Annotated in this window: 9 protein-coding genes; 7 read left to right on the forward strand and 2 right to left on the reverse strand. The window is 50.2% G+C overall.

Going from position 1 to position 8614, the window contains the following annotated elements:
• Genes FP827_08960 through FP827_08975 form a run of 4 tightly spaced genes read left to right on the forward strand, consistent with a single transcriptional unit; the run spans position 1 to position 3027 of the window.
• Positions 1 to 990 carry a nickel-dependent hydrogenase large subunit gene (locus FP827_08960; protein MBA3053193.1) on the forward strand — a complete coding sequence of 330 codons (990 nt, stop codon included), beginning with the start codon at positions 1 to 3 and terminating at the stop codon, positions 988 to 990.
• Complete coding sequence (locus FP827_08965) at positions 987 to 1469, forward strand: hydrogenase maturation protease (protein ID MBA3053194.1); 483 nt, start codon at positions 987 to 989, stop codon at positions 1467 to 1469. The genes FP827_08960 and FP827_08965 overlap by 4 nt, the downstream gene beginning before the upstream one ends.
• Positions 1466 to 2146, forward strand: a complete 681-nt coding sequence (locus FP827_08970; GenBank protein MBA3053195.1) for a 5,10-methylene tetrahydromethanopterin reductase — start codon at positions 1466 to 1468, stop codon at positions 2144 to 2146. Before FP827_08965 ends, FP827_08970 begins: the two co-directional genes overlap by 4 nt.
• Positions 2143 to 3027 carry a methylenetetrahydrofolate reductase gene (locus tag FP827_08975; protein MBA3053196.1) on the forward strand — a complete coding sequence of 295 codons (885 nt, stop codon included), beginning with the start codon at positions 2143 to 2145 and terminating at the stop codon, positions 3025 to 3027. Before FP827_08970 ends, FP827_08975 begins: the two co-directional genes overlap by 4 nt.
• A 57-nt stretch (positions 3028 to 3084) precedes the next feature.
• Here FP827_08975 and gltA read toward each other — a convergent pair whose 3' ends face one another.
• Both gltA and FP827_08985 read right to left on the reverse strand, forming a co-directional pair.
• Positions 3085 to 4482 carry an NADPH-dependent glutamate synthase gene (gltA, locus tag FP827_08980; protein MBA3053197.1) on the reverse strand — a complete coding sequence of 466 codons (1398 nt, stop codon included), beginning with the start codon at positions 4480 to 4482 and terminating at the stop codon, positions 3085 to 3087.
• Positions 4473 to 5306 (reverse strand): sulfide/dihydroorotate dehydrogenase-like FAD/NAD-binding protein, encoded by an 834-nt coding sequence (locus tag FP827_08985; GenBank protein ID MBA3053198.1) that lies wholly within the window; start codon positions 5304 to 5306, stop codon positions 4473 to 4475. Before FP827_08985 ends, gltA begins: the two co-directional genes overlap by 10 nt.
• Before the next feature lie 224 nt (positions 5307 to 5530).
• Here FP827_08985 and FP827_08990 point away from each other — a divergent pair, with 224 nt between their 5' ends.
• From FP827_08990 to FP827_09000, 3 genes are all read left to right on the forward strand, one after another.
• A complete protein-coding gene (locus tag FP827_08990) occupies positions 5531 to 6412 on the forward strand; it encodes a bifunctional 5,10-methylenetetrahydrofolate dehydrogenase/5,10-methenyltetrahydrofolate cyclohydrolase (GenBank protein ID MBA3053199.1) in 882 nt (293 codons plus the stop codon).
• Complete coding sequence (locus tag FP827_08995; GenBank protein MBA3053200.1) at positions 6390 to 6923, forward strand: NAD(P)H-dependent oxidoreductase subunit E; 534 nt, start codon at positions 6390 to 6392, stop codon at positions 6921 to 6923. Before FP827_08990 ends, FP827_08995 begins: the two co-directional genes overlap by 23 nt.
• Positions 6920 to 8614 (forward strand): proton-conducting membrane transporter (locus FP827_09000; GenBank protein MBA3053201.1); only part of this gene is annotated, 1695 nt, incomplete at its 3' end. The genes FP827_08995 and FP827_09000, both read left to right, overlap by 4 nt.

The following is an 8614-nucleotide window of genomic DNA, read 5'->3' on the forward strand; positions in this document are numbered from 1 at the left end:
ATAAGGCGTCAGGCGCACGAGCTCCTGGCGATATTCGGAGGAAAGATGCCCCACCAGATGGGGATCGTCGCCGGAGGGGTTACGATGAAGCCGTCCGCGGATAAAATCGCGGATTTCCATTTCCGTCTTTTAAGGATAAAAGATTTTATTGAAAATTCATATATCCCCGATGTGCTTCTTGTCGCGGGATGCTATCCGGAGTACTGGAAAATAGGAGCATCCGCTGGAGAGTTCCTTTCTTACGGAGCGTTAGACGGATTGTTCGCCGCGGGAATAGTGAAAGAAGGAAAAATTGAAAACCTGAATACGAAAGAAATAACAGAGTCCGTAAAACATTCCCGTTTTAAAGACGGCGAGAATAAGCATCCTTCGGAAGGGGAAACAGAACCCCAGCCGGAAAAAGAAGGCGCTTATTCATGGGTTAAATCGCCGAGGTATAATGGCCTGTCCTGCGAGGTGGGGCCTCTTGCGCGGCTTATGGTCAACTATCTTTCCCGCAATCCCGCGGTCATAGGAGACATTGAGAAATTTTTGAAGGATTCAGGGGCTAAAGCGGAAAACCTGAATTCTGTTCTCGGCAGGCACGCCGCCCGGGCATTTGAAACTCTTCTTGTGGTCAGAGAAATGGAAAAATGGATTCTGGCGCTTGAGCCGGGCGGAGAGGCGGCGGTGGACTATAAAATTCCGGCGGACGGAGAAGGAGTAGGGCTTACCGAAGCTCCCCGCGGCGCGTTGGGGCACTGGATAAAAATTAAAGACAGTATAATCGAGAATTATCAGTGCGTCGTCCCTACGACGTGGAACGCGTCTCCTCGTGACGAGAGCGAACAGCCGGGGCCGATAGAGAAAGCTCTTGAGGGATGTCCCGTCGCGGATACAGACAATCCCGTTGAGCCGCTGAGAGTTGTACGTTCTTTTGACCCGTGCCTGGCATGCGCCGTGCATCTGATCGGCCGGAAGGGTAATTCAGAGAAGTTCAGGGTATTATGAAAACCATGGTTGTCGGGCTTGGAAATATTTTAAGAAGAGACGAGGGTATAGGTGTGTTTCTGCTTGAAGAGCTGAAAAGAGATAATGATTTCAAAAAGTTCAAGGATATGGAATTTATTGACGGCGGCACAGCTTCTTTTGACGCGATGTCAACTGCTTCAGCCGGCGACCGTATGATTATTATAGACGCCGTGAAAAGCGGAGGGGAAACCGGAACGGTATATGTTATGAAACCCGGAGATCTGCGTGAAGAGAATATGGTAGATGTTCACCAGGCGGGTCTTTCCCAGACGTTCAAATGGCTTGAGATGGAGGGGAAACTTCCCGATGTTTCTATTTTAGGCGTTGAAGTTGACGACACTTCCTGGTCGGAGGGTTTGTCTGAAGGAATGATGGAGAGATTGCCTCTGTTAAAGAAAAAAATATCCGATAAAATAAATTCCATTATGAAAGAGGAATTACAGGTGGCGGGCGCATGATAATAAGCAGAGAAAAAACAAAAGAAGAGCTTTCTGAACTTCTGAAAAACGAGAAGAAAATATTTATCGCCGTATGTAAGGGCTGCGCCGAAGTTTGCAATACATCTGACGCCGCCGCTGTGGAAAAACGAAAAAAGGAACTGGTGGAAATGGGGAAGGAAGTGACAGGATGCGTTGAAATGGAATTCCTGTGCAACAGGGCTCTCGTTTCTTTGCGGTTTCTCAGGGCGAAGGAGCAGATAGACGCCTGCGACGCTGTGCTGGTGCTCTCCTGCGGGATCGGGGTGCAGGCGGTTTCCGCCGTGTCGGGAAAACCGACATATCCCTCGGACAATACAATAAGTATGGAAGGCGTGCAGGGGCTATGGCCCGGTGATGAGAGATGCGCCCAGTGCGGGGACTGCCTTCTCGGTTACACGGGAGGAATTTGTCCTTTTACCGCCTGTTCAAAGGGTTTGACAAACGGTCAGTGCGGCGGGGCAAAAGACGGAATCTGCGAAGTGCAGAAAGGAAAAGAATGCGGCTGGCAGAAGATATACGAGCGGCTGAAAAGCACGGGCCGGCTGGATAACCTGAAAGATATAAAAGTAGGCAGAAAATTTTCAAATATGATTGTGGAGGAAAAGGACAGAAAGTCCCTTCTTTACAGTCTGGATAATACCGGAGTGGAAGAGTGAAACTGACAGAACTTTTTGAAGCAAAGAAATTCGTCCTCACTTCCGAAGTCGGGCCGCCCAAGGGCTGGCAGACGGACAAGATGCTTGAGGAGATTGAATGCGTCCGGGGGAAAGTAACGGCTCTCAACGTCACGGATCTGCAGGCGGCAGCGATGCGCCTGGGGTCACTGGTGACCTGCCGCATCCTCCAGGACAAGGGTTATGAACCCATTCTTCAGGTAACGACAAGGGACAGGAACCGCATCTCGCTTGAGTCCGAGCTCCTGGGCGCGGCCGCGTTCGGGGTGAAGAATATACTATGCCTTACCGGCGACCATCCGGTTATGGGCGACCATCCCGATACCATGCCGGTTTTCGATCTTGATTCCGTTTCTCTTCTTCATGCCGCAAGCGTGCTTATGAGCGGTAAAGATCTCGCGGGCAACGAACTTGAAGGAGATGCTCCTGATTTCTGCCTCGGATGCGTGGTAAATCCCGGCGCCGACCCTCTGGAGCCCCAGCTGCTTAAACTTGAAAAAAAGATTAAAGCCGGCGCGCGGTTTGTCCAGACACAGGCGGTGTATGAACCGGGTAAATTCGCTTCTTTTATAGACAGGGTAAGAAAGGAAGTGGGGGATATTCCCATAATGGCTGGAATCGTCCTTCTTAAATCAGCGGGCATGGCAAAATTTATGAACAAAAATGTCGCCGGTGTGCACGTGCCTGACGAGTTTATAGAAGAGATGACTTTTCCTAAAGGAACTCCCGTCGAGGAAAAGAAAGCGAAAAGCGTAGAAATAGGAATAAGACTTGTCAAAGAACTCAGGCCCCTGTGTCAGGGGATACATTTCATGCCTCTGGGCTGGGACGACTGTGTTTCCGAAATAATTAAACAAACTTAACTGTCCTCAGAACTTTTAAAATAACATTGTGCCGGTGAATAAAAAAGGTTATTGCAACTATTCCGAAAGGCGCCGGATTATTGAGCGGGCGGCCTTTTTGCCAGCGCCCATAGCTGATATAACGGTTGCGGAACCGGTTACGATATCACCGCCCGCAAAAATGTTTTTTATCGAGGTCTCCATTGTTTCGAGTTCGGTTTCAATGTATCCCCATTGATTAAGTTTGAGTTCCTTCACCGTGGAGGTAAGGAGAGGATTTGCCCCGGCGCCCACGGCGATAACCACCGTATCAACTTCAAATGTTAAAAATTCCCCCGGTATTACGACAGGACGCCGCCTTCCGGACTCATCCGGCTCACCAAGTTCCATTTTCGAACATTTTATAGCACTGACGAAACCCTTTCCGTCGTCGATTATTTCCACGGGATTGACGAGGAAATTAAATTTTATACCTTCCTCCTGCGCATTGACTATCTCCTCTTCACGGGCGGGCATCTCTTTGCGTGAGCGCCGGTAAATATTATAGACGTTCTCCGCTTTCATCCTCAGAGCGCACCTGCATGAATCCATCGCCACGTTGCCGCCGCCGATGACCGCCGCGTTTCTTATCTTTTTTACGGGCGTGACGTATTCCGGAAACCTGTACGCTTTCATCAGATTTGTCCGCGTCAGGAATTCGTTTGCCGAATACACACCGTTAAGGTTTTCTCCGGGCAATCCCATGAATTTCGGAAGCCCCGCGCCTATACCGATGTATATGGCGTCGTATCCTTCCGAAAACAATTGTTTTATTGTTTTGGTGTTTCCGATAACATAGCCGAATTTGAAATCCACGCCCGCCTTTTTCAGATTTTCCACTTCTTTTCTGACTATTTCCTTGGGCAGGCGGAACTCGGGTATTCCGTAAACAAGAACACCGCCGGCATCATGGAGAGCTTCAAAAACCGTCACGCCGAATCCCGCCCCGGCAAGTTCGCCGGCCGCCGTAAGGCCGCCGGGGCCGGAACCTATGACAGCCACTTTTTTGGCCGCCCGCTGTTTGACTGCGTCAGACGAGGAAGTTTCAACAGGGTTTTGTTTATAGGCGAAGTCGGCGACAAACCGCTCGAGGTATCCTATCGCGACGGGTTCGAATCTCTTCCCCATCGTGCAGACCAGTTCGCACTGGTCCTCCTGAGGGCAGACCCTCCCGCAGACGGCGGGAAGGCAGTTTGTTTCTTTTATTTTCAGATAAGCCTCAAAGAATTTATTATCCTTTACAAGTTCGATAAAAGCGGGTATGTCTATTCCTACCGGACAGCCCGCGACGCAGGGTTTGTCCTTACAGAACAGGCATCTGCCCGCTTCTGTCAATGCCTGTTCGGGGGAATATCCCAGGGCCACTTCATCGAAATTAGCCGCTCTGGCCACCGCATCCTGCTTCGGCATCTCCGTTTTGTTCTTTATTATAGGCATTTACATTTATGGGGTGATCCCATAGCTTCCTTCTCCAGTTCGAGATAAACGTTCTGTCTTTTTGATAAGAGGCTGAAATCAACCTCATGAGCGTCGAAATCAGGCCCGTCAACACAGGCAAACATCGTCTTGCCCCCGACCTCGACCCTGCACGAGCCGCACATGCCGGTGCCGTCCACCATTATAGGGTTCAAACTGACCACCGTTTTTACTTTATAATGTCTTGTAAGATCCGCAACCGCCTTCATCATCACCACGGGGCCGACCGCAAAAACAAGGCCGGGTTTTTCTTTTGACTCGAGCAAAACTTTGAGCTCCCCGGTGACAAATCCCTTTTTTCCGAGCGAGCCGTCGTCAGTCGTTACAATGACCTCACTGCTGACATCTTTTATCTTATCCACCCAGAATATCATATCCTTATTCTGCGCTCCGATTATTGAGGTCACGTTGTTGCCCGATTTTTTCATCGCTCCCGCGATCGGATGGATGAGGGCGATGCCTATTCCTCCGGCGACCATGATAATTTTGCCGGTTTTTCCGGTTTCGCTGGGTTTGCCGAGAGGCCCGGCTATATTGAATATGCGGTCACCTTCTTTCAGACGGCCGAGATCGCCGGTGGTTTTACCGAGTATTTTGAAGACAATTGTAATCGTGCCCGAGGCCGGGTCAAAATCGGCTATTGTCAGCGGGATCCTTTCGCCTTCTTCATTGACCATCACCATTACGAACTGGCCGGGCCTCCCGTTTTCGGCAATGTCAGGGGCATCAACGGCAAACAGCACCGTATCCCCGGCAAGTTGCTCTTTCTTTTTGATTTCAAACATCAGGATAATGCTACCAAAATTTCCTGTAATTGGCTATAAAAATTCTAATGAAAAAGTGTTGAGTAGGGATCTGCAACTACAAGAGCCGCATGGTAATGCGGCAGCTACCACCGTGTTTTTTGAGTTATCAGGGGAATTTACTATAATACCGGCAGAGATAGACGTAACAGGATCAAATTGCCTGCTTGCGTGCCAAAGGCACTTCGAGAGGCAGGGAGGATACGATGGGAGAAATCATTGACGGAAAGAGAATCGCTTCGGAAATCAAAGAGGAAATCAGGAAATCGCAGTTAAAACCCAAACTGGTTGCGGTTCAGGTCGGAGAGAACCCCGCCTCAAGGGTTTATGTGAACAACCAGAAAAAGGCGGCCGAAGAACTGGGGATAGGCTATGAACTTGTTGAAATGGATGTCTCAACTTCCGCAGACGAGCTTAAATCCCGTATAGAAAAACTCAACACCGACATTTCCGTCAACGGCATAATACTTCAAATGCCTCTGCCGGCGGGGCTGGACGCCAAGGATTTTCAGGCGATCATAAATCCGTTAAAGGACGTAGAGGGACTGAATCCGGCGAACCTCGGTAAAATCGTCCTCGGAGAGATCGGCCTTGCCCCGTGCACGGCGATGGCTGTGTGGGAGATAATAAAACGGGAGAATATAGATATAAAGGGGAAAGAGGCGGTTATCGTCGGGCATTCGTCCATCGTCGGGAAACCCGTGAACATGCTGCTCCTGTCTTCTCTGAACGAGTCGGCTACGACGACATGCTGTCACATCGCCACAAAAGATCTCGCGTTCCATACAAAAAGGGCGGACATACTGATAGTCGCCGCGGGTAAAGCCGGACTGATCAAGGGTGAAATGATAAAAGAGGGCGCCGTGGTGATCGATGTGGGGATCAACCGCGTCCCGGTGCTGGACGAAAAAGGCGAACCCGTTTTGAACGAGAATGGAAAACCGAAAAAGAAGACTGTGGGAGACGTGGAATATGAGACGGCGCTTGAAAGGGCCGGAAGAATCACCCCCGTTCCGGGCGGAGTAGGCCCTGTGACCACGGCGATTCTTTTCAAAAATCTTCTTTATGCCTGTAGCCTGCAAAAATAAAAGACGGCGCTCCCATAAACTGAGCGCCGCCCGGCTTGACAGATTGATACTCCGGGATAAAGACAAACCCGGCAGTCTGCTCGGGATACTGGAAGAAGCGCAGAAACTCAACAAATACAAATACCTCCCCGAGGAAACGCTCGTTTATATCGCGGAAAAGACGTCTGTCCCGCTTTCACAGGTCTACAGCGTTGTTACATTTTATTCTTTTTTCAACCTCCAGCCGCAGGGCGAGCACACAATAACCGTCTGCCGCGGGACGGCGTGCCATACAAGAGGTTCAAAGGATATACTGGATATGATCAGGACAGGCCTTAATATTGACGGGGATTCCGATGAGAGTGTTCCTGTCACAACGGAAGACAACAAGTTTACCGTCAGGACTGTGGCGTGTATAGGACAGTGCGCCCTTGCGCCGGTGGCGGAAATAGACGGCAAAGTACTCAGCCGCATTACCCGCGAAAAGATAAGGAAAATACTGAAGTCCGGATATTCTGCGGAAAAAAAATGAAGGTTTTAAACACAGAGAATCTTAGGAAAAACCGGGAGAAGGGATTACAGAGCATTATATCCGGCGGGGTACGTGTGGCTGTGGGTATGGGCACCTGCGGTATCGGTAATGGAGCAGAAGAGATATACCGCGCGTTGAAGGGATCCCCCCATCGGACAGGCGATGTTCACGTTGTAAAAACAGGCTGTTTCGGTTTTTGCGCTGAAGAACCTCTGGTTAATGTTCATATCCCGGGCAAACCTCTTGTGATTCTTCACAGGGTGATATTAAAAGACGTTCCTGATATCATAAAGTGGGTCATGGGCGGAAAGATACCGCTGGATAAAGCCCTGTGCAGGATAGAAGAATGGGACCATCTGACAGGAAAGATAATTTACGGCAGAGGGATGGAGGATGTGCCGCTGTGGGATGAAATACCTTTTTTCAAGGGACAGGATAAGATCGTCCTGAGAAACTGCGGGCTGATAGATCCGGAAGACATTACCGAATACGCCGCTGTCGGGGGATACTCCTGTCTTCAGAAAGTTCTCGCAGAGAATAAACCGGAAAGCGTTATTGAAGAAATAAAGAAGGCCGGGCTCCGCGGAAGGGGCGGAGCCGGCTTCCCGACGGGGATAAAATGGGAATTGATGAGGCAGTCTCCCGGCAGTCCTAAATACATAATCTGCAACGCGGACGAAGGAGATCCCGGCGCTTATATGAACAGGAACGAGATTGAGAGCGATCCCCATTCACTGCTGGAAGGTATGGCTATAGGCGCTTTTGCAACGGGCGCATCGGAAGGGATCATATACGTCAGGGCGGAATACCCTCTTGCGGTAAAGCGGCTCAGGAAAGCTGTGAAAGATGCCGGGGACTGCGGGTTTCTTGGAAAAAGTATTTTTGGTTCGGAATTCAGTTTTATAATAAATGTTGTTGAAGGTGCTGGAGCATTCGTATGCGGTGAGGAAACCGCCCTGATATCGTCGCTGGAAGGCAAATCCGGCCGGCCAAGCCCGCGTCCGCCTTTCCCTGCGCAGAAGGGCTATAAGGGAAAGCCGACGAATATAAATAATGTTGAGACGTGGTACAACATTACTGCGATAATAAGCGGAGGATGGAAGCGGTTCAGAAAGACAGGCACAGGAAAAAGCCCGGGCACAAAGGTTTTTTCGCTTGTGGGAAAAGTTGCCAACACCGGTCTTGTGGAACTTCCTCTGGGTATGTCCCTGAGTACGCTTGTCTACGGAATCGGCGGAGGCAGCGATAAAAAAATAAAGGCGGTGCAGTCGGGCGGGCCTTCAGGAGGATGTATCCCGGCAGAACTTTTTGAAACCCCTGTTGATTATGAATCGCTTGCTGCCATCGGCGCGATAATGGGTTCGGGCGGTATGGTCGTGATGGATGAGGACAACTGCATGGTGGACGTGGCGAAATACTTCGTGGAGTTTACTGCGCGGGAGTCATGCGGCAAGTGCGTCCCGTGCAGGGAAGGGCTGTTCAGAGCAATGGAAATACTGAAAAATCTTACGGCCGGAAAGGGCAGTGAAAGTGATCTCGCCCTGCTGGAAGATCTCGGAACAGTCATAAAGGACACTGCTCTCTGCGGTCTCGGCCAGACCGGTCCGAATCCCGTGCTGACAACTTTGAAGTACTTCATGGAGGAATATCTTGCTCACATCAAGGGAATGTGTCCCGCAAAAGTCTGTCCC

This window comes from Candidatus Omnitrophota bacterium, assembly GCA_013791745.1.
Taxonomy (GTDB): Bacteria; CG03; CG03; order CG03; family CG03; genus CG03.